The 24,697-nt window shown below is 41.6% G+C and carries 35 protein-coding genes and 1 tRNA gene; 30 read left to right on the top strand and 6 right to left on the bottom strand.

Annotated elements, in window-relative coordinates:
• The first annotated feature begins 2 nt into the window (after positions 1-2).
• Together ACVW0P_RS14330 and ACVW0P_RS14335 are read left to right on the top strand one after the other, a co-directional pair.
• Positions 3-455 (top strand): DUF1569 domain-containing protein, encoded by a 453-nt coding sequence (locus tag ACVW0P_RS14330; protein WP_457132722.1) that lies wholly within the window; start codon positions 3-5, stop codon positions 453-455.
• Between the two features lie 235 nt (positions 456-690).
• Positions 691-1,863 carry an acyl-CoA dehydrogenase family protein gene (locus ACVW0P_RS14335; protein WP_457132723.1) on the top strand — a complete coding sequence of 391 codons (1,173 nt, stop codon included), beginning with the start codon at positions 691-693 and terminating at the stop codon, positions 1,861-1,863.
• A gap of 499 nt (positions 1,864-2,362) precedes the next feature.
• On the opposite strand, the gene ACVW0P_RS14340 is transcribed toward ACVW0P_RS14335, so the two are convergent.
• A complete protein-coding gene (locus ACVW0P_RS14340; protein ID WP_354431824.1) occupies positions 2,363-2,614 on the bottom strand; it encodes a hypothetical protein in 252 nt (83 codons plus the stop codon).
• An 82-nt stretch (positions 2,615-2,696) separates the two neighbouring features.
• Positions 2,697-2,772: transfer RNA gene (locus ACVW0P_RS14345), tRNA-Gly, on the bottom strand.
• A gap of 860 nt (positions 2,773-3,632) precedes the next feature.
• Here ACVW0P_RS14345 and rpsL point away from each other — a divergent pair.
• From rpsL to ACVW0P_RS14375, 6 genes are all read left to right on the top strand, one after another.
• Positions 3,633-4,052: a 30S ribosomal protein S12 gene (gene rpsL, locus ACVW0P_RS14350; protein WP_191161789.1), complete on the top strand. Its 420-nt coding sequence runs from the start codon at positions 3,633-3,635 to the stop codon at positions 4,050-4,052.
• A gap of 19 nt (positions 4,053-4,071) precedes the next feature.
• Positions 4,072-4,539 (top strand): 30S ribosomal protein S7, encoded by a 468-nt coding sequence (rpsG, locus tag ACVW0P_RS14355; RefSeq protein WP_121245903.1) that lies wholly within the window; start codon positions 4,072-4,074, stop codon positions 4,537-4,539.
• 85 nt (positions 4,540-4,624) lie between these two features.
• Positions 4,625-6,736 (top strand): elongation factor G, encoded by a 2,112-nt coding sequence (gene fusA / locus ACVW0P_RS14360; protein WP_354431828.1) that lies wholly within the window; start codon positions 4,625-4,627, stop codon positions 6,734-6,736.
• Between the two features lie 127 nt (positions 6,737-6,863).
• A complete protein-coding gene (rpsJ, locus tag ACVW0P_RS14365) occupies positions 6,864-7,169 on the top strand; it encodes a 30S ribosomal protein S10 (RefSeq protein ID WP_022830652.1) in 306 nt (101 codons plus the stop codon).
• A 135-nt stretch (positions 7,170-7,304) separates the two neighbouring features.
• Complete coding sequence (locus ACVW0P_RS14370; protein WP_457132724.1) at positions 7,305-8,459, top strand: AAA family ATPase; 1,155 nt, start codon at positions 7,305-7,307, stop codon at positions 8,457-8,459.
• The gene (locus tag ACVW0P_RS14375) at positions 8,456-9,148 is read left to right on the top strand and encodes a DUF4276 family protein (RefSeq protein WP_457132725.1); all 693 of its coding nucleotides are present in this window, start codon (positions 8,456-8,458) and stop codon (positions 9,146-9,148) included. Before ACVW0P_RS14370 ends, ACVW0P_RS14375 begins: the two co-directional genes overlap by 4 nt.
• A gap of 32 nt (positions 9,149-9,180) precedes the next feature.
• Here the strand turns inward: ACVW0P_RS14375 and ACVW0P_RS14380 are convergent, their stop codons facing one another.
• From ACVW0P_RS14380 to ACVW0P_RS14390, 3 genes are all read right to left on the bottom strand, one after another.
• Positions 9,181-9,588 (bottom strand): VOC family protein, encoded by a 408-nt coding sequence (locus ACVW0P_RS14380; protein WP_457132726.1) that lies wholly within the window; start codon positions 9,586-9,588, stop codon positions 9,181-9,183.
• 105 nt (positions 9,589-9,693) lie between these two features.
• Positions 9,694-10,140, bottom strand: a complete 447-nt coding sequence (locus ACVW0P_RS14385; RefSeq protein WP_457132727.1) for a hypothetical protein — start codon at positions 10,138-10,140, stop codon at positions 9,694-9,696.
• A gap of 7 nt (positions 10,141-10,147) precedes the next feature.
• Complete coding sequence (locus ACVW0P_RS14390; RefSeq protein ID WP_457132728.1) at positions 10,148-10,891, bottom strand: hypothetical protein; 744 nt, start codon at positions 10,889-10,891, stop codon at positions 10,148-10,150.
• A 203-nt stretch (positions 10,892-11,094) separates the two neighbouring features.
• On the opposite strand from ACVW0P_RS14390, the gene ACVW0P_RS14395 reads away from it, so the two are divergent.
• A complete protein-coding gene (locus tag ACVW0P_RS14395) occupies positions 11,095-12,354 on the top strand; it encodes an NAD(P)-binding domain-containing protein (RefSeq protein ID WP_457132729.1) in 1,260 nt (419 codons plus the stop codon).
• Positions 12,355-12,365: 11 nt separating this feature from the next.
• On the opposite strand, the gene ACVW0P_RS14400 is transcribed toward ACVW0P_RS14395, so the two are convergent.
• Positions 12,366-13,889 carry a rhomboid family intramembrane serine protease gene (locus tag ACVW0P_RS14400; protein WP_457132730.1) on the bottom strand — a complete coding sequence of 508 codons (1,524 nt, stop codon included), beginning with the start codon at positions 13,887-13,889 and terminating at the stop codon, positions 12,366-12,368.
• A 235-nt stretch (positions 13,890-14,124) separates the two neighbouring features.
• Here ACVW0P_RS14400 and rplC point away from each other — a divergent pair, with 235 nt between their 5' ends.
• The 21 genes from rplC (at position 14,125) to secY (ending at position 24,694) form a co-directional block, all read left to right on the top strand.
• The gene (rplC, locus tag ACVW0P_RS14405) at positions 14,125-14,742 is read left to right on the top strand and encodes a 50S ribosomal protein L3 (RefSeq protein ID WP_354431883.1); all 618 of its coding nucleotides are present in this window, start codon (positions 14,125-14,127) and stop codon (positions 14,740-14,742) included.
• Between the two features lies 1 nt (position 14,743).
• Positions 14,744-15,376, top strand: coding sequence for a 50S ribosomal protein L4 (rplD, locus tag ACVW0P_RS14410; RefSeq protein ID WP_252757832.1), 633 nt, complete (start codon positions 14,744-14,746; stop codon positions 15,374-15,376).
• Positions 15,377-15,378: 2 nt separating this feature from the next.
• The gene (gene rplW, locus ACVW0P_RS14415; protein ID WP_354431835.1) at positions 15,379-15,669 is read left to right on the top strand and encodes a 50S ribosomal protein L23; all 291 of its coding nucleotides are present in this window, start codon (positions 15,379-15,381) and stop codon (positions 15,667-15,669) included.
• 7 nt (positions 15,670-15,676) lie between these two features.
• Positions 15,677-16,504, top strand: coding sequence for a 50S ribosomal protein L2 (gene rplB, locus ACVW0P_RS14420; protein WP_354431836.1), 828 nt, complete (start codon positions 15,677-15,679; stop codon positions 16,502-16,504).
• 2 nt (positions 16,505-16,506) lie between these two features.
• The gene (gene rpsS / locus ACVW0P_RS14425) at positions 16,507-16,773 is read left to right on the top strand and encodes a 30S ribosomal protein S19 (RefSeq protein WP_067059750.1); all 267 of its coding nucleotides are present in this window, start codon (positions 16,507-16,509) and stop codon (positions 16,771-16,773) included.
• A gap of 3 nt (positions 16,774-16,776) precedes the next feature.
• On the top strand, positions 16,777-17,205 hold the full coding sequence (gene rplV / locus ACVW0P_RS14430) for a 50S ribosomal protein L22 (protein ID WP_067059749.1): 429 nt from the start codon (positions 16,777-16,779) through the stop codon (positions 17,203-17,205).
• 6 nt (positions 17,206-17,211) lie between these two features.
• On the top strand, positions 17,212-18,087 hold the full coding sequence (gene rpsC, locus ACVW0P_RS14435; RefSeq protein WP_457132731.1) for a 30S ribosomal protein S3: 876 nt from the start codon (positions 17,212-17,214) through the stop codon (positions 18,085-18,087).
• Between the two features lie 47 nt (positions 18,088-18,134).
• Positions 18,135-18,557, top strand: coding sequence for a 50S ribosomal protein L16 (gene rplP / locus ACVW0P_RS14440; protein ID WP_129876197.1), 423 nt, complete (start codon positions 18,135-18,137; stop codon positions 18,555-18,557).
• A gap of 110 nt (positions 18,558-18,667) precedes the next feature.
• Entirely contained in the window at positions 18,668-18,877 is a 210-nt protein-coding gene (gene rpmC / locus ACVW0P_RS14445; RefSeq protein WP_252757837.1) for a 50S ribosomal protein L29, read from the top strand.
• 20 nt (positions 18,878-18,897) lie between these two features.
• On the top strand, positions 18,898-19,152 hold the full coding sequence (gene rpsQ / locus ACVW0P_RS14450) for a 30S ribosomal protein S17 (protein ID WP_354431838.1): 255 nt from the start codon (positions 18,898-18,900) through the stop codon (positions 19,150-19,152).
• 1 nt (position 19,153) lies between these two features.
• Positions 19,154-19,522: a 50S ribosomal protein L14 gene (rplN, locus tag ACVW0P_RS14455; RefSeq protein WP_073405786.1), complete on the top strand. Its 369-nt coding sequence runs from the start codon at positions 19,154-19,156 to the stop codon at positions 19,520-19,522.
• A 1-nt stretch (position 19,523) separates the two neighbouring features.
• Complete coding sequence (rplX, locus tag ACVW0P_RS14460; protein WP_354431839.1) at positions 19,524-19,865, top strand: 50S ribosomal protein L24; 342 nt, start codon at positions 19,524-19,526, stop codon at positions 19,863-19,865.
• Positions 19,865-20,434 carry a 50S ribosomal protein L5 gene (rplE, locus tag ACVW0P_RS14465; protein WP_354431841.1) on the top strand — a complete coding sequence of 190 codons (570 nt, stop codon included), beginning with the start codon at positions 19,865-19,867 and terminating at the stop codon, positions 20,432-20,434. The genes rplX and rplE overlap by 1 nt, the downstream gene beginning before the upstream one ends.
• Positions 20,427-20,696 (top strand): 30S ribosomal protein S14, encoded by a 270-nt coding sequence (gene rpsN, locus ACVW0P_RS14470; protein ID WP_354431842.1) that lies wholly within the window; start codon positions 20,427-20,429, stop codon positions 20,694-20,696. Before rplE ends, rpsN begins: the two co-directional genes overlap by 8 nt.
• Positions 20,697-20,850: 154 nt before the next feature.
• Positions 20,851-21,249, top strand: a complete 399-nt coding sequence (rpsH, locus tag ACVW0P_RS14475; RefSeq protein ID WP_457132732.1) for a 30S ribosomal protein S8 — start codon at positions 20,851-20,853, stop codon at positions 21,247-21,249.
• Positions 21,250-21,266: 17 nt separating this feature from the next.
• Positions 21,267-21,824 (top strand): 50S ribosomal protein L6, encoded by a 558-nt coding sequence (gene rplF / locus ACVW0P_RS14480; protein WP_354431843.1) that lies wholly within the window; start codon positions 21,267-21,269, stop codon positions 21,822-21,824.
• Between the two features lie 5 nt (positions 21,825-21,829).
• Positions 21,830-22,177: a 50S ribosomal protein L18 gene (gene rplR / locus ACVW0P_RS14485; RefSeq protein ID WP_252757840.1), complete on the top strand. Its 348-nt coding sequence runs from the start codon at positions 21,830-21,832 to the stop codon at positions 22,175-22,177.
• A 12-nt stretch (positions 22,178-22,189) separates the two neighbouring features.
• The gene (gene rpsE, locus ACVW0P_RS14490) at positions 22,190-22,708 is read left to right on the top strand and encodes a 30S ribosomal protein S5 (protein ID WP_067059737.1); all 519 of its coding nucleotides are present in this window, start codon (positions 22,190-22,192) and stop codon (positions 22,706-22,708) included.
• 6 nt (positions 22,709-22,714) lie between these two features.
• Complete coding sequence (gene rpmD, locus ACVW0P_RS14495) at positions 22,715-22,894, top strand: 50S ribosomal protein L30 (RefSeq protein WP_067059736.1); 180 nt, start codon at positions 22,715-22,717, stop codon at positions 22,892-22,894.
• A 4-nt stretch (positions 22,895-22,898) separates the two neighbouring features.
• Positions 22,899-23,345, top strand: coding sequence for a 50S ribosomal protein L15 (gene rplO, locus ACVW0P_RS14500; protein ID WP_354431844.1), 447 nt, complete (start codon positions 22,899-22,901; stop codon positions 23,343-23,345).
• 5 nt (positions 23,346-23,350) lie between these two features.
• Entirely contained in the window at positions 23,351-24,694 is a 1,344-nt protein-coding gene (secY, locus tag ACVW0P_RS14505; RefSeq protein WP_457132733.1) for a preprotein translocase subunit SecY, read from the top strand.
• Positions 24,695-24,697: the final 3 nt, after the last annotated feature.

Here is a 24,697-nt window from a genome sequence, read left to right on the forward strand (position 1 = left end):
GCATGAAACAATTGGTTGAGCCCGCAAACCGCGAAGCATTGCATCAAATGTTGCAGAAACTGGATGCAGATGCCAAACCCATTTGGGGCAACATGGTGCCGCAGCAAATGGTAGAGCACATGATAGATCAGGTACGGTACACCAACGGGAAACTCACGTTTGTTTTTGATGTGCCCGAAGATGAGGCTAAACAGGCGAAGCAAAAGTGGATCTATACCGATGCGCAGATCCCACGTAATTTAATATTAGGCTCTTTGCCCGCCGTAAACGAATATCCCAACTTGCAAACCGCAGTATCCCAACTAATGCAGGAGCTAAAAGACTTTGATAAGTATTTTGAACCCGCCGGTATTTTGGTAAACCACGGAGGATACGGTGCTATGGATTATGATGAGTGGCTGATATGGCATGGTAAACACATGGCGCATCACTTAACGCAGTTTGGGCTGCTCTAAACTATTGTTTATTTCGAATTTTTCAGAGTTAGATAATTTTCAAGGTTTCCAGCTAATTTTTTTTCAAATTATTTATTTGCTATGCATGCATAATAAATTTATCTTGCTGCGTTTAAAGATGATATTTATACCAAATACCGTTTTGGTGTTGATTTAGGCGCTTTTTAAGGTGCTGTTATTAGACAAATTAATACTTAGTTTTACTGCCAACCAATTATAAATCTACTTTTTTTACATGGAACATTTGTTAACCGATAGCCCCGCTGGCTACGATTTTAGTGTAAGCGACAATCAAAAAATGATAGGCCAAATGGCCAAAGATTTTGCTGAAAAGCACATCCGCCCAAATGTAATGCAGTGGGACGAAGAGCAGCATTTCCCGCTGGAGTTGTTTAAACAACTTGGCGAACAAGGTATGATGGGCGTGCTTGTTCCTGAAGAATTTGGCGGCTCGGGCCTCGGTTATGCCGAGTATGTTACCACCATAGTAGAGATAGCAAAGGTTTGCGGGTCGATAGGCCTATCGGTTGCGGCGCATAATTCGCTTTGTACCGGCCACATTTTGGCGTTTGCCAATGATGAGCAAAAACACCGCTGGTTACCAAAACTGGCAACTGCCGAGTGGCTTGGTGCCTGGGGATTAACTGAAGCCAATACCGGCAGCGATGCTATGCGTATGGCTACAACCGCGGTGTTAGATGGCGACCATTACGTAGTGAACGGTTCTAAAAACTGGATCACACACGGTAAAAGCGGTGATATTGCGGTAGTAATGGTACGCACCGGCGAAAAAGGTGATAGTAAAGGGATTTCTGCCCTGGTGATAGAGCGCGGTACGCCGGGCTTTAGTGCCGGTAAAAAAGAAAATAAACTGGGCATGCGTGCATCAGAAACCACCGAAATGATATTTGACAATTGCCGCGTACCTAAAGGAAATTTACTTGGCGTAGAGGGTGAAGGCTTTAAACAAGCCATGAAGGTATTGGATGGTGGCCGCATCTCTATAGCGGCATTATCTTTAGGCATAGCTAAAGGCGCTTTTGAAGCTGCTGTTGCTTATTCTAAAGAGCGCCACCAGTTTGGCCAACCTATTAGCAATTTCCAGGGGATATCGTTTAAACTGGCTGATATGGCTACCGAGATAGAAGCTTCCGAATTGCTAATTATGCAAGCCGCTGACCTGAAGAACCGCCATTTGCCTGTTACCAAGCAATCTGCCATGGCTAAATATTTTGCATCAGAGGTTGCGGTGCGTTGCGCTAACGAGGCTGTACAGATCTTTGGCGGATACGGCTACACGAAGGATTTCCCCGTAGAGAAATTTTACCGCGATGCCAAGCTGTGTACCATAGGCGAGGGGACATCAGAGATACAAAAAATAGTGATCAGCAGGGAAGTGTTGAAATAGAGTTAGTTAAAGCTACGCGCCAATAATTAAAACAAATTAGTACCAAGCGGTATTGTATGTGAAACACATAACTATGAAAAAGAAAATATTTGGCCTTTTATTAGTTGCTGCGCTAGGCGCAATACTGGGCACAGGCTGCGGAAGCCTTCCACGACATTCAGCACCGCCAAAACCGCCCGGAGCACCGCGGTAATACTTACCAAGCGGCCCTGGGGGCATGGGCGAACGCCCTAAAGCAGGTATGGCTTAAGCTAAACCTGCTTTTTTTTATCCCGAATTTTTAAGTCAGCGTATGTTAAATAAAAAAGAGCAGGATTGGCCTTGCGCTATACCTGCTCTCATAAATTTTTAATTAACTAATAACTGACAGTTTGATTAAATCTGTTAGTTGAAACAAATATATAAATTATCTTATTAATATAATTTATATCCTACAACTTAAAATGGATAATTTATCCCAATATTGCAATTCGTTTACAATCTGCTGATGATTAGCCGGTTACTGGGTAACTTTCACCGGGATAGGCGTAACATAGTAAAATGCGCTGCGATCAACATTTTTGATATTTACATCCATCGTTTCGTTCATGCTATTAATATTTACGTTGATGCTGCCATCGGCGTTAGCGGGGAGGGTAACATACTTTTTGGTATCGGCCATGGCGGGGGTAATGCTGCTTTTAACCAGGTTAAGGGTTAGGGCAACTGCGATAATGGTTAGGATAACTTTGGTGTAAAGGTCTGTCTTCATGTTATTTGGTTTATAGGTTCAATATAGATAAACCGAAATAACAATACAAAACAAAAAAATCCTTCCCGGTTACGGGAAGGATTGGAGCGAAAGACGAGATTCGAACTCGCGACCCCGACCTTGGCAAGGTCGTGCTCTACCAACTGAGCTACTTTCGCGTTGGGGTGGCAAAAGTATAATTTTAGTTTAAATGGCAAAAAAATATTTTGAAATAGTTGGAAGCCATGAAACCTAAACCCGATTGCAGCGGATACCGGCCCAGTGCCTAAGGCATATGCCGTATAAGCGGAAAGCGGGGCTGGCGGGAGATAGCATTACCAACAAATGCTTTTTAATTATGGCGGAAATGTTCACGTTCACGGCCGTGAACGCACGCAAATATTTATAAATAGCTGATAATAAGCAGTTTCGTAAAACACAACTACTGACAAAATATCGCCACCATTATATATGATATAATTACTATACCAGATCGGACTTAATTAAAGGGGAATTAAACGGGGCGTGACTCTACTGTTCAGTAAAAATTCCAGCATTACAGGTACCACGATAAAGGCAATGAACCTCAAATAAAATTTGTACTCATCAGTTTGGTAGGCGTTGTGCAGGCTAATGGCAATAAAAGACAAAGCTGTAAAAATGCCTGCTAATACTAACAAGCCGCCTTCGAGCATTGGCTGAAGAAACAAATTATATGCATTGCACCATAACAAGCAGTAAATTAAATAAAAAAACACCGAAAAAGGATGTTGCTTTACGCTTTGCCAGGCTGCTTTCATGCTTATTTTAGTATTGATACCACAACTTGAAAAAGGTAACCTACAGGCGAATTACTGAACTCTGCTATTATCTCGCACGCTAAGTTGAAAGCTTAATTACTATAGCCCCGGCTACTTGGCACACTCAATCAATCAGTTACTGAAAAAACTTTTCGCCCAAGCCCTTGAAAATCAAAAAATAGTGTCTACCTTTGCAGTCCTTAAAATAAGGATAAAACAGTAAATACAAAAAAGGAAAAATGCCTACTATTCAGCAATTAGTTAGAAAAGGTAGAGTAGCTATGGTTGACAAGAGTAAGTCACCAGCGTTGGACAGCTGTCCACAGCGAAGAGGAGTATGCACACGTGTGTACACCACTACCCCTAAAAAACCAAACTCAGCAATGCGTAAAGTTGCACGTGTGCGCCTTACAAATGGTAAAGAAGTTAACGCCTACATCCCTGGTGAAGGCCACAACTTACAGGAACACTCTATTGTACTGATCCGCGGTGGTCGTGTTAAAGATTTACCTGGTGTACGTTATCACATCATCCGTGGTGCGTTAGATACATCTGGTGTTGCGGGCCGTAACCAGCGCCGCTCTAAATACGGAACTAAACGCCCTAAACCAGGACAGGCAGCTGCCCCGGCAAAAGGTGCACCTAAGAAAAAGAAATAATTAAAGGAGGATAGTAACAATGAGAAAATCAAAACCGAAAAAAAGAATCCTTCTTCCTGATCCAAAATTTAACGAAGTATTGGTAACCAGGTTTGTAAATAACATGATGTTTGATGGTAAAAAATCTACCGCTTACACCATATTTTATAATGCAATTGATATTGTTGAAAAGAAAACAAGCGAAAACGGCTTAGACAGCTGGAAAAAAGCTTTGAACAATGTAATGCCTGCTGTAGAAGTAAAAAGCCGCCGTGTTGGTGGTGCTAACTTCCAGGTACCTACAGAAGTTCGCCCGGAGCGTAAAGTTGCCTTGGGTATGAAATGGTTGATCAGCTATGCTCGTCGCCGTGGTGAAAAAACCATGATGGAGAAGTTAGCGGGCGAGATCATATCTGCTGCTAAAGGTGAAGGTGCTGCCGTGAAGAAGAAAGAAGATACGCATAAAATGGCTGAAGCCAACAAAGCGTTCTCTCACTTTAGATTCTAAATAAAATAATTAGTGCGGGAGTAGGGTGCGAGGAGTGGATTAAAACGCTCTGAATACCCCGCTCCCGCACTTAATAAAAAAGAATATGTCAAGAGATCTAAGATATACAAGAAACATAGGTATTGCCGCTCACATTGATGCCGGTAAAACCACTACTACAGAGCGTATTCTGTATTACTCGGGTGTTAGCCATAAAATTGGCGAAGTACACGAGGGTGCAGCTACAATGGACTGGATGGCGCAGGAGCAGGAACGTGGTATTACCATTACATCTGCTGCTACTACTATCGACTGGAAATACAGGGACCAGAAATACCACATCAACATTATTGATACCCCGGGCCACGTGGATTTTACCGTTGAGGTAAACCGTAGCTTACGTGTATTAGATGGTTTGGTTTTCTTGTTTAGTGCAGTTGATGGTGTTGAGCCACAATCAGAAACCAACTGGAGGCTTGCTAACAACTATAACGTTGCCCGTATAGGTTTCGTTAACAAGATGGACCGTAGCGGTGCCGATTTCTTGAATGTTGTTAAACAGGTAAAAACTATGTTAGGCAGCAACGCTGTTCCGCTTCAGTTGCCAATTGGCGCAGAAGAGAACTTTAAAGGTGTTGTTGATTTAATTAACTGGAGAGGTATTGTTTGGAATGAGGCCGATAAAGGTATGACCTTTACCGAAGTGCCTATCCCTGAGGATATGATCGAGGAAGCTACCGAGTGGAGAGAGAAATTATTGGAATCAGTTGCTGATTACGATGAGAGCCTGATGGAGAAATTCTTTGAGGATCCTGCTTCTATCACCGAGCGCGAAATTTTAGATGCATTGCGTAAAGCAGTGTTAGATGCTAAAATTGTGCCTATGGTGTGTGGTTCATCTTTCAAAAACAAAGGTGTACAAACCATGCTTGATTATGTGATGGAATTACTTCCGTCACCTATGGATGTTGATGGTATTGTTGGTACTAACCCTGATACTGGCGAAGAAATTATCCGTCAGCCATCAGAAAAAGAACCATTTGCAGCTTTGGCGTTTAAAATCGCGACGGATCCTTTCGTAGGCCGTTTGTGTTTCATCCGCGTTTACTCTGGTAACTTAGAGGCCGGTTCTTATGTACATAACATGCGTTCTGATAACAAAGAGCGTATCTCCCGTATATTCCAGATGCACGCTAACAAGCAAAACCCTATACCTAATGTAGGTGCAGGTGATATTGCAGCGGTAGTAGGCTTTAAGGATATCAAAACAGGTGATACACTTTGTGATGAGAAATTCCCTATCATTCTGGAGTCGATGAACTTCCCTGAGCCGGTTATCGGTTTAGCTATCGAGCCTAAAACTCAGGCTGATGTTGATAAATTGGGTATGGCTTTAGGTAAATTATCTGAAGAAGATCCAACCTTCCACGTTAAATCTGACGAAGAAACCGGCCAAACCGTAATTAGCGGTATGGGTGAGCTTCACTTAGATATCATCATGGACCGTCTTAAACGTGAGTTTAAGGTAGAGGTTAACCAGGGTGCGCCACAAGTTGCTTTCAAAGAGGCTATCACAGGTACTACACAGCACCGCGAAACTTACAAGAAACAAACTGGTGGCCGTGGTAAATTTGCCGATATCCAGGTTATTATATCACCAAACGATGAAGGTAAAGAAGGTTTAACTTTCGTTAACGAGATCTCTGGTGGTTCTATCCCTCGTGAGTTTATCCCATCTGTTGAAAAAGGCTTCGCGGCTTCATTGGCAAATGGTGTGTTGGCAGGTTACCCGCTTACAGGTTTAAAAGTTCGTTTAATTGATGGTTCGTTCCACGCAGTCGATTCAGATGCGCTATCTTTCGAGTTAGCTGCTAAGATCGCTTACCGTGAAGCGTTGCCAAAATGTAAACCGGTATTGCTTGAGCCGATCATGAAGATCGAGATCTTAACCCCTGAAGAAAACATGGGTGATGTTATCGGTGATATGAACCGTCGTCGTGGCCAACTGTTAGGTATGGATAGCCGCGCAGGTGCACAGGTAATTAAAGCTACTGTACCACTTTCAGAAATGTTTGGTTACGTAACCCAGTTGCGTACTATTACATCTGGCCGTGCTACTTCAACCATGGAGTTTGATCACTATGCTGAAGCACCACGTAACGTACAGGAAGAAATAGTTGCTAAAGCAAGAGGCAAAAAAGCTGCTGCAAACGCATAAATATTGATTTGAAGATGAGGCAATTTGAAGATTTGAAAATGATCTTCAAATTATCAAATCTTCAAATTTTCAAATAAACCAATCACCCTAATAAATAGCTCTTAGGGTGGTTTAAATCAAAAACAAAATGAGCCAAAGAATCAGGATCAAATTAAAATCGTACGATTACAACTTGGTTGATAAATCAGCCGAGAAGATCGTTAAAACAGTAAAGCCAACAGGCGCTGTAGTTAGCGGACCACTTCCGTTACCAACCGAAAAGAAAATTTTCACTGTTTTGCGTTCTCCGCACGTTAACAAAAAAGCACGTGAGCAATTCCAATTATGTTCTTACAAACGTTTATTGGATATCTACAGTTCAAACTCAAAAACTGTAGATGCGCTAATGAAGCTTGAATTGCCAAGCGGTGTTGAAGTTGAGATCAAAGTATAACCGTACCGGAAGATCTATAGAAAAATTAAAAGTCAGGATACAAAGATCAGGACTTGAGATAATATTTTGAAAGTCATCAGTTTTACAACTGATGGCTTTTTTAGTTTTCCTAATTTTGATTAATTAATAGAACCAGTGACTACCAAACTGTTTCTTATATTTGAATTCAATAAGGAAAAGATTATGCCCGAAAATGTTAAACTTAAATCCTTCACTATTAAGGGATATAAAAGTATAAAAGTCATAGAAGAATTCGAACCACATGCATTAAATATTCTTATAGGTCCTAATGGCGCGGGGAAGAGTAATTTTATATCTTTTTTTAAATTTCTGAGTTGGATGTTGAACTCTGACGGAAAGTTGCAAGAATATATCTCATACCTTGGAGGTGCTAACGATATATTACATGACGGCGCAGATGTAACAAAATCTATTGAAGCGAAGATATGTATAGAAACTGTTACAGGAACAAATGAATATGCTTTTAGTCTAATGTTTGCTAAGCCTGATAGATTGGTTTTTAGAGAAGAGAAATATAGATTTTCTGCCAAAAGAATCAAAGGAGAGTCAACGTGGAGTTCGTGTGGGATTGGCCATGTAGAGGCTCAACTACCAGCGGTTAATAATGCTACATCTAAAACCATATTGAATTTATTAAGAAAGTTGATAGTTTATCAATTTCACAACACCAGCGATACCGCACCCATGCGTTTGAAATGGAGTATTGCCGATGGCCGGTGGTTAAAACAAAACGGCGAAAATTTAGGTAGTTTTTTATACCATCTTCAACGAGATGAACAGCCCTATTATTTCAGGATAATTAAATATATTAGATTAGTGTTGCCATTTTTTGATGATTTTGAGTTTTATGATGAATTCGGTCAAATCCTTTTATCATGGAAAGAAAACGGTACAAATAAAGTATTTAACGCCGGGCAGGCATCCGATGGAATGCTTCGAACAATTGCATTAATTAGTCTTTTAGCACAAAACCCTAAAAACCTACCAACAGTTTTGTTTTTAGATGAACCGGAATTAGGCCTGCATCCAAGTGCTATCGATGCAGTAGCAGGGTTAATAAAAACCGCATCGACTTATTGTCAAGTATTTGTAGCTACACAATCTATTAGTTTGGTCAATAATTTCGATTTGGATGATTTGATTGTAATTGATAGAAAAGGGAGAGATTCAGAGTATCACAGGCCTGCAACTGAGAGTTTGCAAGCCTATTTAGAAGACTTTTCTACTGGTGAAATTTGGGAGAAAAACATAATAGGGGGGCGTCCATGATATTTTTAAATATCGTTGTCGAAGGTAGTTCTGAAGAGGCTTTCGTTAAAGATGTTTTAGTTAAACACTTTGCAGTCCTTAATATATTTATCTCGGCCCGAAGAATCAGAACTGGTTGGGATAGCCAAAATAGTAAACCCGCTAAAGGGGGATTGTTAAAATATACAAAATTTCGCAATGATGTTGTAAACTGGATTGAGTCCGACCAAAATCGGGCAAATACATACTACACGAGTATGCTCGACCTATATGCATTTCCTAAGGACGATAAAAGTCCTTTTACCAAAAAGATTCAAGCAGTTATCGATCCTTACACGAAAATCAAAGAGTTAGAAAATGCAATTAAATTAGACATTAATCACCATACATTTATTCCTTACGTACAATTACATGAATTTGAATCATTTCTTTTAGTCAATCCAGATAAATTGATTACAATGTTTCCTGAAAGCCAAGGTGCAATCAATCGTTTAAAAAAAGAACTTGGAAACCTCGCACCTGAGGAAGTAAACGAGTCTCCCCATACCGCGCCTTCGAAAAGAATAATAAAATATTTGCCCAACTATGAAGGTCAAAAGGCCCAAGTCGGTCCATTGGTTGCTGAAGATATTGGATTGAACGAGTTGAGGAAGAATTGCCCTCACTTTAATGCTTGGATTACTAAAATTGAGGAATTAAAAGAAAATTAATCTCATATTACCAAAGTTATAGAAATGCCCTTTTACGCTTGCGGCGGGCCGGCAGGGTCCATCCACATAAACTCCCAGTGGTGGCCATCAAGATCGGCAAAACTGTGTTGGTACATAAAACCGTAGTCGGTAGCCGGGTTAGGTATGGTGGCACCTGCTGCCTCTGCTTTGTTCACCATCTCGTTAACCGCATCTTTGCTTTCGGTAGATATACATATCAGGGATTCTACTTCCTTATGTGCATCAATGATCCTTTTTTCGGTAAATGTCTGGAAGAAAGGTTTAGTTAGCAGCATCACGTAAATGGTATCGCTAATGATCATGCAGGTTGCTTTATCGTTGGTAAACTGAGGGTTAAAAGTATAACCAAGTTTGGTGAAAAACGCTATCGACTTATCAAGGTCGTTAACAGCCATGTTTAAAAAAATTTGAGTTGCCATAATTGTTGGTTGTTTGTTTATTCAAAAGTACGGTCGTAAACTCATACTTCAAATGTGTAAAAACGACAAGTTAAGGGGGCTTTTGCGACAACAGCCGCGAGGGATCTATAATTGCCCATAATAAGTATCCGACAAAAAATCAAGCCATACTCCCTCCAATTCATCAACCAGTTGTGGCCTTATAGATATGCCGGATGCCTGTGGCGCCCAGGTTTGTTCAGCAAGGTTGCCGGTTTTCAAGGTGTCGAAAGTAAGGATGCGCTCCTTGTCGGGGTTAAGCAAAGCATCTATCCCGATATTAATGCGGTGATAAACGCGCCCATTGCGCGATGCAAGATAAGGTGCTGACACGATAAGCCCCGAGCCGAAAATCCCTCTGGGTTCGGCACCCAGGCGTACAAGATAGGCGCGGTCGCCAATTGCTATATTTTTGTGGCTGGCAACGCTCCAGTTATCTACAAGTTGGCCGGTGGTTTTTAGCTTCTCAATATCTTCATCGATATTTTCCCATTTGAATTTAATGGGGTTCCAACCAAATAAAAAGGCTTTCATGTAAGGGCTATCCGTTGCCGGTTAATTCGTCATTTTTATTGCGCTCGGTTTGCAATTCGCGGGCAAGCTTCTTTTCTTTTTCGTTGGCTTTGGTTTTGTAGGTTTTGTACTCTTCTTCCAGTTCGTTATAAAGCTTGGTACGGTAGCTTGCCGCGCGGCTGTGGCTGCCGCTGCGGGCTATTACTATTGCTGCTATCACGCCAAAGCCTATAACCAGCCCCCACATAATAAGGTTGTAGGTGCTTTTTGAAAGTGGTACACCAACCAGGCTCACCTCATCAACTTTGGCTTTTGATTCGGCCACTTGTTGGTCTTTACCGGTTGATGATTTTTTTAAGGTATCAATTGTTTTTGACTGCTCTGCAACTGTTAATTGTGCCTGCTTTAATTGTTTGCGGGTAATGCTAAGCGTATCGTTATAGTTTTTAAACAACGCGGCAACTAAGGGCTGCTGGTAGTTGTAAACTTTGGTAAGCAGGTATTGGTATTGGCCACGCAGGCTTTTATCTACAGGGGCAACAGGAGCTAACGGGCGTTGTTGCACCGCAACAGGCGCTGCTGTTACGCCTGCCGCGCCTGATACAGGCACAGTAGTAACCGCGGGCTTTTTATATGCGCTGTATTTGGGTTTAGCGGCAACAGGTTTAGCAGCGGTTACTTTTTTGGTAGAATCCTGCGCGAGGCAAAAGCCTGCGCTTCCTAAAATAAATATCGCTAACAAGGTGATCCGTAAATTCAAAAGCTTGGTCATATAGTTGTAGGTATCGTTTATAAGATCGGGTTACGCTGTGTAAATGTATAATATGTTAAACGTAACAAATTAATTTAAAGTTTATAAATATTGTTTAAACAAATGGCATTTATCACCACCATCTTTACAAAAGGTGTTAAGTATAGCGGTATATAACAAGGTGTAATTAGCAAAAAGCATATATTAGGCCTTTATTTTATACTATGCGCATAGGTATTATAGGTTTAGGGGATATGGGCCGTTTATACGCCAAAGCTTTTGCGAAGGCGGGCTACGCGGTGTGCGGATGCGATATGCCCCATAACCGCGAACGACTGGAGAACGAACTTAATCCCTTAGGCATCGCCCTGATGGATAACGGTAAAGATGTATCGCGCGTGAGCGACCTTATCATATATTCTGTTGAAGCCGACAAATTGGAGCAGGTGGTGGGCATGTACGGTCCGTCGACAAAGTACGGGGCTATTGTAGCGGGGCAAACGTCTGTTAAGCATCCCGAGATTGCCATATTTGAAAAGTACCTGCCTGCCGATGCGCAGATCATCACCTTTCATGCCATGCACGGCCCGGGCTTTGAGCCTAAAGGCCAAAAACTTATCCTGATCAATCACCGCAGCGAGCCTGATGCTTATCAGCGCATGCTTGACCTTTTTACGGCCTTAGAAACCGACATTGTTGAGATCCCTGATTACCACGAGCACGATAAAATTGTGGCCGATACACAGGCTGTAACCCACGTAGGTTTCGAAAGCATGGGCACCGCCTGGAAATCGGCAGGTTTTTTCCCTTGGGAGAATGCTTCTTATATAGGCGGTATCGATAATGTAAAGATCCTGACCACCCTGCGCATTTTTAGCTATAAAGCACACGTTTACGCGGGGTTGGCTATCCTTAACCCTTATGCAAGGCAACAGGTTAAAAGGTATGCCGAGTCGGAATCAGAGTTGTTTAAGCTGATGATAAAGGAAGAAGAGCAGGAATTTAGGAAGCGCCTTTACCGCGCCCGCGACTTTGTTTTCCATGAAAGCCGCAAGCCTATTATGTTTAATGATAGCATTATGCGCGAGTTTTCGCTTGCGCGCGATGCGGGGCACCAAAAGCCCAACTCGCACCTAAGTATCTTAAGTATGGTTGATGCCTGGTACCACCTGGGCGTAAACCCTTATGATAACCTGATTTGCCAAACCCCGCCGTTCCGCCTGCGTTTGGGTATTGCCGAATATTTGTTCAAGAACGAGGAGTTGCTGGAAGAATCTATAGAAACAGCCCTTTACGATAAAACCATCCGCGGAGACGATCTGGAATTTCATTCCGCAGTGCGGGAGTGGAGTGCCATCATCGGTTACGGCGATATGGAAGGCTACAAGAAACACTTTAACGAGGTGCAATCCTTTTTTGCAGGCAGGCTGGAAGAAGGCAACAAGCAAAGCGCCGAGCTGATTAAGCGGTTAATGATGACTTAAAAGTAGGTGAGCTAATCGTTAGTTTCTATTTTACCCCAATCAACACGCAGTTCGTTTATATTATTGGTAACATTGCTTATCTCGTCCCGGTATTTATGATTATCGTTGTCGCTAAATTCTTTGTAAAGCAATTTGTAAAGGCGGCATTCCAGTAATATAATTTTAGATTTTATTGCAGCTACCTTCTTGTCTTTAACAGGCAGGGCCAAAGCGTCCATCTGTTTGCCTATGTTAGAAAGGGTATCCACCCGGCGCATGGTTTTATTATTAAGCATAGCCAGTTTATCGGAGCGTGAGAGATCATAACTATGGTAAAAATCGTTGTTAAGCCGGGCAAAAAGGGTGTCGGTTTTAGTTGAAAGCTGCCGCATTTCCTTTAGTTGATATACAGGAGCAAGAAATATACATAACGCAGTGTAAGCTATTGTAATGCCCAAAGCGGTTGTTGCAATAAGGCTTTTATTTTGATGCATTAACCCGATATAAGCTATCCGGCCGAATATAAAACCGGATACCAACCCACCCAAATGTGCTGCATGGTCTATGTCTCTGCCAATCGGAATAATACTATAGCCAATAAATATGGCGGTACTTATAAGCAAAGCCCTGCGTGCGTTCTTTTCGTAAAAGTCGGTGGTTAACAATGCCAGCAGTACGCCAAACAATCCAAAAATTGCGCCTGATGCGCCCGCCATTACGCCCTCCTGGTTCCATATAACAGAGGTTGCACTGGCACAAATGCCGGTAAGCAGGTAAACAAAAAGGTAATTCCATTTGCCAAGCTTGCTCTCAATCAGGGAACCGATGTAGATCAGCACAATCATATTACCTACAATATGCAGGACAGAAAAGTGGAGGAACGTGCTGGTTACCAGCCGCCATAATTGCCCGTGCAGCACTTGGTTCCGCCCGCTAAAACCAATCGAAAGATAGATCTCTTCTAAGTTGATCTCTGCAGCAGCCGGTGCGCCCTGTTTGTGTTGCATAATCAGCGCAACATACATGCCTATCAATACAGCTGTACTTATAATATATATACCAATGTTTGCCAATACCAGGATAGGGGTAACGCTGTAGCCCCGGTTGGGATTAAAATGTGATAAAAAGCCGCGAAGTTTTTCCTTATAACCTAATGGAGGGTTATCAAAGCTGATAAACTGGTTATCGGGGATGTTATCAATAAGTTGCTGGGTTGTTTCCTCCAGGTTATTTTGCAAATGATACTCGGCATAAGTTATCTCGCCAAACAGTAATTCTACATTTTTCTCGTTTTTGCCATAATCGGTAAAAAGGGCCTGATAACCAACGCATTCACTTTTTATGACGGCCTGGTTGTCTATTATATGTACAGATACTTCTTCGGCGTATGATGACCACGAAATATTGGTATATGCAATTATCCCATCGTGGTTAAAATAGCCTATGCGCCAGCCAAGGTTAATAAACGCATGATAAACAAGCGTAAGATAATGGCTGGTGTTATAATCATCAAGTGGAACGGTGGTGGTTTTACGTGGCGAAAGGCCCCAGCTCATATTAAAAGTTTAGGTGTAAGTTATAAAGATACATCATCGTTTTAAATACACAAGTTAAAGGGTGGTTATCATTAAATTGAATGGTAATTACGTTGCGTTAATATTTATTTAAAAATAACTTGATAACTATTTGAAAATTAATGTAAAGTTTCTATCTTTGCCGTCCCTTAAGGGGGAAATAATATGCCTTGAACGAAGCCCTACTGCTTCGATGGGCACAAATAAAATAAAGAAAATGTCAGGAATTATTGGTAAAAAAGTAGGAATGACCAGCATTTTCGATGAAGCGGGGAAAAACATTCCTTGTACTGTAATCGAAGCTGGCCCTTGCGTAGTAACCCAGATCAGGTCTGTTGAAACAGACGGATATGCAGCTGTACAGTTAGCATATGGCGAGAAGAAGGAAAAAAACACTTCAGGCCCGTTAAAAGGCCATTTCCAAAAAGCCGGTACTACTCCAAAACGTAAACTTGTTGAATTTAAAACATTCGAAGACGAAAAAGCTCTTGGTGATATGATCACTGTTGAGATTTTTGCCGCAGGCGATTACGTTGATGTAGTAGGTACTTCAAAAGGTAAAGGATTTCAGGGTGTTGTAAAACGTCACGGTTTTGGTGGTGTGGGTATGCAAACTCACGGTCAGCACAACCGTTTACGTGCTCCAGGTTCATTGGGTGCATCATCATGGCCTTCACGTGTATTTAAAGGTATGCGTATGGCTGGTCAAATGGGTAACGTTCGCGTTAAAGTACAAAACCTTGAAGTGGTTAAAGTATTTGCCGAGCAAAACCTAATCGTAGTTAAAGGTTCTATCCCCGGAGCTAAGGGTTCATTCGTAATAGTGGATAAATAAGATGGAAATCAACGTATTAAATCTATCAGGTAAAGAAACAGGTGCCAAGGTGCAACTGCCTGAGTCCGTATTCGGAGTAGAGCCTAACGATCATGCAATTTACTTAGATGTAAAGCAGTTCTTAGCTAACCAACGCCAGGGTACGCACAAATCAAAGCAACGTAATGAAATTGCAGGTAGTACCCGCAAATTACATAAACAAAAAGGTACAGGCGGCGCCCGTGCCGGTAGCATCAAATCTCCATTGTTTAATGGTGGTGGTCGTGTTTTCGGTCCGCAGCCACGTGATTACAGCTTCAAGTTAAACAAAAAGCTTAAATCATTGGCCCGTGCTTCGGCTTTATCATACAAAGCAAAAGATAACAACATTTTGGTTCTTGAGGACTTCAGCTTTGACGCCATCGCAACCAAAACGTATATTAAAATGGAAGCCGACCTGAATGTTACTAACGATAAAACGTTATTAGTATTAGCAGGTGCCGAAAATAACAACGTTTATTTATCAAGCAGGAACCTGAAGAAAACTAAGGTTATATCAGTTGAGCAGCTTAACACTTATGATGTGTTAAACGCCGGCAAACTAATCTTAACTACAGGCGCTGTTAAAACTTTGGAGGAAGCATTAGCTAAGTAATTATGGAAATTTTAAAGAAACCCTTACTTACTGAAAAAGTAGCTCAACTTACTGAGAAACTTAACCGCTACGCGTTTAAAGTTGACCACAGGGCTAACAAAATTCAGATCAAAGGCGCTATTGAGACTATGTATGGTGTTAACGTTACAGCAGTTAACACAATGAAATATGTAGGTAAACTTAAAACCCGCAACACAAAAGCAGGTGCAGTATCTGGCCGTGCCGCTACTTATAAGAAAGCCATCATCACGCTGAAGGATGGTGAAACAATAGATTTTTACAGCAATATATAATTAGGACATGGCAGTAAAGAGATTTAAACCGGTTACGCCGGGTACCCGTTTCAGGATTGATGTAATCAACTCCGATATTACTACAAATGTTCCCGAAAAATCGTTGGTTGTTTCGGCCAACACAAGATCGGGCGGTCGTAATCACAGCGGTAAAATGACTATGCGCTACCTTGGTGGTGGCCATAAACAAGCATACAGGTTAATTGACTTCAAACGTAATAAGTTTGACATCCCTGCAAAAGTTGCAACTATCGAGTACGATCCAAACAGATCTGCGCGTATAGCCCTGTTACACTTTGTAGATGGTGAAAAAAGATATATGATAGCTCCGGAAGGCTTAACAGTTGGAACGGTAGTTGTATCTGGCGAGACTGCAGCACCAGAGGTTGGTAATACCATGCCTTTGAAAAACATCCCGTTAGGTTCTATCATCCACAATATTGAGTTAAACCCAGGCCAGGGTGGTGTTATTGCCCGCAGCGCCGGTACTTACGCTCAGTTATCAGCACGTGATGGCAAATATGCCATTATCAAATTGCCTTCAGGCGAAACACGTATGATATTGTCAACTTGTTTGGCAACTATCGGTACCGTTTCAAATGGCGAAAAAGCAAATGCCGTGTTAGGTAAAGCTGGCCGTAACCGCTGGTTGGGCCGTCGCCCAAGAGTTCGTGGTGTTGCCATGAACCCGGTAGATCACCCTATGGGTGGTGGTGAGGGTAGATCATCAGGTGGTCATCCACGTTCACGTAAAGGTTTGTTAGCTAAAGGCTTCAAAACTCGTGACAAGAAAAAAGGGTCAGATCGTTATATCATTGAAAGAAGGAAGAAATAATAATGGCACGTTCAATTAAAAAAGGACCTTACATAGATCATAACCTGGAAAGAAAAGTTCTGACCTTGAATGATGCAAGTAAAAAATCAGTTGTAAAAACATGGTCGCGCCGTAGCATGATCTCTCCTGATTTCGTTGGTCATACATTCGCAGTACACAATGGTAACAAGTTTATCCCTGTGTATGTAACAGAAAATATGGTTGGTCACAAGTTGGGAGAATTTGCACCAACCCGCACATTCCGCGGTCACGCAGAAAAGAAAAAATAAGGCATGGAAGCAACAACTAAAATCAAAAAGTCTGTACTGATCAGGCAACAGAAAGAAGCGGCTAAACTCGTAGTGGGTGGCTCTTCGGTTGCTAAACTACAGAACTGTCCAACTTCACCACGTAAAATGCGTTTGGTGGTTGATCTGATCCGTGGTGAAAACGTTGAGAAAGCGTTATACATCTTAAAATTTACTAACAAAGAAGCAGCTATACGTGTAGAGAAACTTTTGTTATCAGCCATTAAAAACTGGGAAGCAAAAAACGAAGGCAAACGTGTTGAGGATAGTGCTTTATTTGTAAAAGAAGTATCAGTAGGTGGTGGCCGTCAATTAAAGAGGTTACGCCCTGCACCACAAGGTAGAGGTTTCCGTATCCGCAAACGTTCTAACCATGTAACTCTAATTGTGGATAGTAAAAACGATAACAACTAATTTGAAATGGGACAAAAAGCACATCCAATAGGTAACAGGTTAGGCATCATCCGCGGTTGGGATTCTAATTGGTTCGGTGGAAATCACTATGCCGACAAATTAGTTGAAGACGAAAAGATCCGCAAATACTTATCAGTACGTATCAACAAAGGTGGCGTATCTAAAGTAGTTATAGAACGTACTTTAAAACGCATCACTGTAACCATCCACACTGCCCGTCCGGGTATTGTAATTGGTAAAGGCGGTGCCGAGGTTGATAAGATCAAGGAAGAGTTAAAAAAATTAACAAAAAAAGATGTTCAGATCAACATCTTCGAGATAAAACGCCCTGAGCTTGATGCCCAGTTAGTTGCCGAAGGTATTGCTAAACAACTTGAAGCACGTATCTCTTTCCGTCGTGCCATGAAAACTACAATTGCTTCTACCATGAGAATGGGTGCCGAAGGAATTAAAGTGATGACATCAGGCCGTTTAGGTGGCGCTGAGATGGCACGTACCGAACAATATAAAGAAGGAAGAATTCCTTTGCATACTTTCCGTGCCGATATTGACTATGCTTTGGCAGAAGCCTTAACTACTTATGGTAAAATAGGTGTTAAAGTATGGATCTGTAAAGGTGAAGTTTACGGCAAACGCGATCTATCTCCAAACATTGGTGGTACAAGCAGCGCAAGCGGTAAAGGCGGACGCCCTGAAGGTGGCGCACCAGGTTTCGGCGGCCGTGATAATGCACGTGGCGGCGGCGAAAGAGGTGGCGAGCGCAGAGGCGATCGTAAACCAGGTGCCGGTGGCAACAACGACCGCAGAGGCGGTGGTGGTGGCCGCCCGGGTGGGCCAGGTCAAGGTGGTGGTAACCGTCCAGGCGGCCCCGGAAGAAGATAACAAGAATTAGAAAAGACATATCCGTAAGGATATAAAAGCTTAATAAAATGCTACAGCCAAAAAGAACGAAGTTCAGAAAGATGCAAAAAGGCAGGATGAAAGGTTTAGCCAGTCGTGGTACTGAACTTTCATTCGGATCTTTCGGTATAAAATCACTCGAAGCCGCCTGGATAACCAGTCGCCAGATCGAGGCTGCACGTATTGCTGTAACACGTTTCATGAAACGTGAAGGCCAGGTGTGGATCAGGATATTCCCTGACAAACCTGTAACCAAAAAACCGGCAGAGGTACGTATGGGTAAAGGTAAAGGTGCACCAGAATACTGGGTTGCAGTTGTACGCCCGGGCAGGATGATATTTGAAGCAGAAGGTGTGCCTTTAGATGTTGCTAAAGAGGCTTTACGCCTGGCAGCACAAAAGTTACCTGTGCAAACAAGATTTGTAACACGTAGGGATTACGTAGAAGCATAAATTTAAGGTTGAAAGTTGTAAGTGTTGAAAGGTTGTAGAGTTATTTGCAGCCGCCATAAGGTAACATTAACACATTTAAACTTTCCAACATTACAACAACAATAAAGAACATGAAGAACTCAGAAATTTTAGAGCTTACAACCGAAGAATTGTCAGCAAGACTGGGCGAGGAAAAATCAACTCTTACTAAACTGAAATTTGCACACGCGGTTTCGGCTATTGAGAACCCAACCCGCATTACTAAAGTGCGTAAGGATATTGCTCGTTTAACTACTGAATTAACAAAACGCAAGGCGGCGTCAGCTTCTGAACAGAATTAATTTTTAAGCGTCGGAAAACAATGGAAAGAAATTTAAGAAAAACACGTACCGGCCTGGTAGTAAGCAATAAGATGGAAAAGTCTATTGTGGTTGCTGTAGAGCGGAAGGTGAAGCACCCCATCTATGGTAAATTCGTAAAGAAGACTACCAAATTTATGGCTCATGACGAAGCAAACACCTGTGGTGTTGGCGATACCGTATTGATTATGGAAACCCGTCCGTTGAGCAAAAACAAAAACTGGAGATTAGTTCAAATTATAGAGAGGGCTAAATAAGATGGTACAACAGGAATCAAGATTAAATGTAGCCGATAACAGCGGAGCTAAAGAAGTTTTAGTGATACGCGTATTAGGTGGTACAGGTAAAAGATATGCTTCTATTGGCGATAAGATAGTAGTTACCGTAAAAAGCGCTTTACCATCAGGTAACGTTAAAAAGGGTACTGTATCTAAAGCAGTAGTAGTTAGAACCAAGAAAGAGATACGCAGGAAAGATGGTTCATATATCCGCTTTGACGATAACGCAGCCGTTTTGTTAAACAACCAGGATGAGCCAAGGGGCACACGTATCTTCGGCCCTGTTGCCAGAGAATTACGTGAAAAACAATTTATGAAAATTGTATCATTAGCACCGGAGGTATTGTAATATGGAAAAGAAAAACACAAAACCAGCTAAATTAAAGATCCGCAAGGGCGATTTAGTTAAGGTAATAGCCGGAGATTCAAAAGGATCACAAGGTAAAATAGTTGAAGTTATCATTGAAAAACACAGGGCTATAGTAGAAGGTGCCAACATGGTATCAAAACACACTAAGCCTAATGCAGCCAACCCTAACGGCGGTATTGTAAAGCAGGAAGCTGCTATACATATATCTAACCTGGCACTGGTTGAACCATCAACAGGTAAAACAACCCGTGTAGGCCGTAAATTAAACGATGCCGGCAAATTGGTTAGAGTATCAAAAAAATCAGGGGAGGAAATTAAGTAATGACTTACGTACCAAGATTAAAAACAAAATATAAGGAAGATATCCGCACAGCGCTTAAGGACAAGTTTGCCTACAAAAGTGTAATGCAGGTTCCTAAATTGCAAAAAATTGCTATCAACCAGGGTGTTGGCGGTGCTACTACCGATAAAAAACTTATCGAGAACACGATCACCGAATTAACCACCATTACCGGCCAGCAAGCTGTTGCATCTAAATCTAAAAAGGATATCTCAAACTTTAAATTACGTAAAGGTATGCCAATAGGTGTACGTGTAACTTTACGTGATAACACCATGTATGAGTTCTTAGACCGCTTAATTGCTGTTGCCCTGCCACGTATCCGTGACTTTAAAGGTATCAACGACAAAGGTTTTGACGGCCGCGGAAACTATACATTAGGTATATCGGAGCAAATTATCTTCCCGGAGATCAACATTGACAAGATCAACAAGATCCAGGGTATGGATATTACCTTTGTAACCTCGGCAACTAACGATGTTGAAGCATTGGAGTTACTGAAACAATTTGGTTTACCATTTAAAAATCAAACACCAATTAACAATGGCTAAAGAAGGCGTAAAGGCTCGTGAAGTAAAACGTGCCAAATTAGTAGCAAAATTTGCTGAAAAAAGAGCAGCGTTAAAAGCAGCCGGCGATTACATAGGTTTAGACAAATTGCCTAAAGCTTCATCACCGGTTAAATTACATAACCGTTGCAAGTTAACCGGCCGCCCCCGTGGTTATATGCGCCAGTTTGGTATATCACGTGTTACATTCCGTGATATGGCATTAGCTGGTAAAATACCAGGTATTAAAAAGGCAAGCTGGTAAGCAAAATATCGGCCTTGAACTGAAATTCAAAACATAGTACAATATGTTTTGAATTTTTTTGTATTTTCGCGGCTCGAAATTTTATAATGAATTAACCGATAGAAGGTCGCCCGGGATGTTACCGGGGTTGAAACCACTATCATAAACAACAATAATGAATACAGATCCAATCGCAGATTATCTTACAAGAGTAAGGAATGCTATTAAAGCCAACCATAGGGTTGTTGAAATTCCTGCATCAAATCTGAAAAAGGAAATCACTAAAGTGCTTTTCGAAAAAGGTTACATTGCTAATTACAAGTTTGAGGATAACGGCCCTCAAGGCACTATTAAAGTTGCTTTGAAGTACCACCCTATAACTAAGATCCCTGCTATCCGTAGCATTTCACGTATTAGTAAACCAGGTTTGAGGAAATACGCAGGTACAGACAACTTACCACGCGTATTAAATGGTTTAGGTATCGCTATCTTATCGACTTCGAGAGGTGTAATGACCGACAAAGAAGCTCGTACACAAAATGTGGGTGGCGAAGTTTTATGCTACGTTTATTAATAGGAGGAAATTAAGCAATGTCAAGAATAGGAAAAGCACCTATTGCAATTACCGGCGGTGTTACCGTTACCGTATCAGCAGATAATGTTGTTACCGTTAAAGGCCCAAAAGGTGAATTGCAACAGGCAGTTGATAGAGATATCATCATTGAGCAAGAAGGCGGCGAGTTATTAGTAAAACGCCCTTCAGATCAAAAACGTCACAAAGCGTTACACGGTTTATACCGTTCGCTTTTAAACAACATGGTTATTGGTGTAACCACCGGTTACAAAATTGAGCAGGAATTAGTAGGTGTGGGTTACCGCGCAACTAACACCGGCAATACATTAGACCTTGTGTTGGGTTATTCTCACCACTATGTGTTTCAATTACCAGTAGAAATTAAAGTTTCAACCACTGCTGAGAAGGGTAAAAACCCAACCATCATCCTGGAATCAAACGATAAACAATTGATTGGACAAGTTGCGGCGAAAATTCGTTCGTTACGTACTCCGGAGCCTTACAAAGGTAAAGGTATCAAGTTTGTTGGCGAAATATTGAGAAGAAAAGCAGGTAAATCAGCATCTAAAAAATAATCGTCATGAAATTATCAAGAAGAGACAGGATTAAAAAAGGCATCAGAAAACGCCTTTCAGGATCAACAGCACGCCCACGTTTATCTGTATTCAGAAGCAACAAAGGCATCTACGCACAAATTATTGACGATGTTACTGGTAAAACTATTGTATCAGCTTCATCATTATCAAAAGATTTTGTTGCAAGTGGTACAACCAAATCAGACCAATCTACTGCCGTAGGTAAATTAGTAGCCGAAAAAGCTATTGCCGCAGGTATTAAAGATGTAGTGTTTGACAGGAATGGTTACCTGTATCACGGCCGTATCAAATCATTGGCCGAAGGTGCACGTGAAGGTGGTTTAAACTTTTAATCGAAACAGGAAATGTCAACAATCAACATAAAAAGAGTAAAAACCAGCGAGATCGAATTAAAAGATCGCCTGGTGAGCATACAACGTGTAGCCAAAGTAACCAAAGGTGGCCGTACATTCAGTTTTTCTGCCATTGTGGTAGTAGGTGACGAGAACGGTGTTGTAGGTTACGGTTTAGGTAAAGCGAAAGAGGTTACCGAAGCTATTGCTAAAGGTATTGATGATGCTAAAAAGAACTTGGTAAAAGTTCCAATTATCAACAACACTATCCCTCATGAGCAAATAGGTAAATTCAGCGGTGGTTTTGTATTCTTAAAACCTGCTGCAAACGGTACTGGTGTAATAGCCGGTGGTGCAATGCGTGCAGTATTAGAGAGTGCCGGTATACACAATGTATTGGCAAAATCAAAAGGATCATCAAACCCGCACAACGTGGTTAAAGCAACCGTATCTGCATTATCACAATTACGTGATGCAGTTACTGTAGCGCAACAACGCGGTATTAGTTTAGGTAAAGTATTTAACGGATAATTAGTCATGTCGAAAATTAAAATAACACAAATTAAAAGCGTTATCGACAGAAGCGAGCGCCAAAAGAAAACCGTTGAGGCATTAGGCCTTAAAAAAATTAACCACAGCGTGGAAGTTGAAGCCACTGCGGCTATTATAGGTATGGTTAGAAAAGTTAACCACCTGGTAGCAGTAGAAAATATTTAATATCATGAATTTAAGTAATCTTAAACCTGCAGAAGGTTCTACTAAAAATAGAAAAAGAATTGGCCGTGGTACAGGTTCTGGCCGTGGCGGTACATCAACCCGTGGCCATAAAGGTGCCGGTTCACGTTCAGGAACATCTACCAAGGTGGGTTTTGAAGGTGGCCAGATGCCATTGCAACGCCGTGTGCCTAAGGTTGGTTTTAAAAACCCTAACCGTGTTGAATACACAGGTGTAAACCTTGATGTGTTGCAACAATTGGTTGAGAAATTTTCACTGGTAACAGTAGATTTCGATATCTTGAAAGAGCACGGTTTAGCCTCTCGTAACGACTTGGTGAAAATCCTTGGCCGTGGCGAATTGAAAGCTAAATTAGAGGTTAAAGCACACGCATTTACTGCTACTGCACAAAAAGCTATTGAAGCAGCCGGCGGAACTATTGTAAAGTTATAATTTCGATGAAGAAATTTTTCACCACATTATCCAATATCTGGAAAATAGAAGATCTAAGAGTGCGTATTATAAACACACTCTTATTTCTTTTGATATATCGTGTTGGCTCGTATATTGTTTTGCCTGGCGTAAAAGCGGCATCACTTAATGCTGCACAAAGTAAAGAGGGGCTTGTAGGCCTGTTAAACATGTTTGCCGGAGGATCGTTCTCACGTTCGTCTATTTTGGCATTAGGTGTTATGCCTTACATCTCTGCTTCAATTGTGGTGCAATTATTAGGTATCGCGGTACCGTACTTTATTAAATTGCAAAAAGAAGGCGAAAGCGGCCGTAATAAAATTAATCAGTGGACACGTTACCTAACAATAGGTATTACAGCGTTGCAAGCTATTGGTTATTTGAAATCACAGGTGCAGCCCGATGCCATGTCTATAGCTAACCCGTTGTTTACTATACTTAACGTTTGTGTATTAACTGCAGGTACGTTATTTGTAATGTGGTTGGGTGAAAAAATTACCGATAAAGGTATTGGCAACGGTATCTCATTGATTATCATGACGGGTATTATTGCCCAGCTGCCAAGCGCGGTTGTTGTGGAGTTTGACTCTCGTACAAACGGTGCCGGCGGTTTAATTACCTTCATTGTGGAGATTGTGGCACTGCTTGGTGTGGTAATGTTTACCATATTAATAGTACAAGGTACACGTAAAATTGCAGTACAATACGCAAAACGTATTGTGGGTAACAAACAATATGGTGGTGTGCGCCAGTATATACCATTAAAGGTAAATGCCGCTGGCGTAATGCCTATCATTTTTGCGCAGGCATTGATGTTTATCCCGGCAACAGTTGGCCAGTTTTTCCCTAACGCAAGTTCAAACGGTTTGTTAATAGCATTATCAAACTATAACTCATGGCAGCATAATGTAACGTTTGGTATATTAATTATACTATTCACTTACTTCTACACTGCTATTACAGTTAATCCTAACCAGATGGCTGATGATATGAAAAAGAACGGTGGCTTTATTCCGGGTGTTAAGCCGGGTAAATCTACGGCCGATTATATCGACGGGGTTATTTCAAGAATAACTTTGCCGGGTTCTATTTTCTTAGCCATCATCGCTATCATCCCGGCCCTGGCCAGTTTGGTAGGTGTGAGCAGCATTTTTGCAAGGTTTTTTGGCGGTACATCATTGATCATCCTTGTGGGTGTAGTGTTAGATACTTTACAGCAGGTTGAAAGCCATTTATTAATGCGTCATTATGATGGGTTGATGAAAACAGGGCGTATCAAAGGCCGTGCAAGTATCCCTACAGCTTCGGGTGCAACCCCGCCGGTTATCTAATAA

This window comes from Mucilaginibacter sp. UYNi724, from assembly GCF_054057495.1.